General features: G+C 39.2%; 1 pseudogene. It reads right to left on the bottom strand.

The window, feature by feature from the left end:
• A pseudogene (locus tag AWE51_RS23350) lies at positions 1–620 on the bottom strand (Ig-like domain-containing protein); the annotation flags it as partial.

Genomic DNA, 620 nt, shown 5'->3' with positions numbered 1-620 from the left:
GATCCGTTATAGGTTACATTATAAATAAAGCAACTTCCTACTCCAGCTCCATCAAAATCAACTACTTCTGGAGAAGCTGGTAATCCTAAAATCTTACCTGCTGCATCAGTTACTATCCACTGATTTGTATCTCCTACGGTACCTGTTAATGTTATTCCTGAAACGTTATCTGCGATACCATCTCCAACTGTAAAAGTAAAAGGACCTCCTGCAAGTACTCCTCCATCAACTGTTGGATTTGTTACTACTGGGTTTCTTACAACTTCTATACTGTTTGAAAGATCAAAATCTCCTGATAAGCCTGAAATTAATGCATCTGCAGTAAGACCTGTAATTGATCCGTTATAGGTTACATTATAAATAAAGCAACTTCCTACTCCAGCTCCATCAAAATCAACTACTTCTGGAGAAGCTGGTAATCCTAAAATCTTACCTGCTGCATCAGTTACTATCCATTGATTTGTATCTCCTACCGTATCTGTTAATGTTATTCCTGAAACGTTATCTGCGATACCATCTCCAACTGTAAACGTAAAAGGACCTCCTGCAAGTACTCCTCCATTAACTGTAGTACTTGGTGGGGTTGTTCCGCAATCTGGTGCTGTAGCTGATCCACTGAA

This window comes from Aquimarina aggregata, from assembly GCF_001632745.1.
Classification (GTDB): Bacteria; Bacteroidota; Bacteroidia; order Flavobacteriales; family Flavobacteriaceae; genus Aquimarina; species Aquimarina aggregata.
The sequence above is the reverse complement of the archived record's forward strand: the minus strand, read 5'-3'. Positions and strand labels throughout refer to the sequence as shown.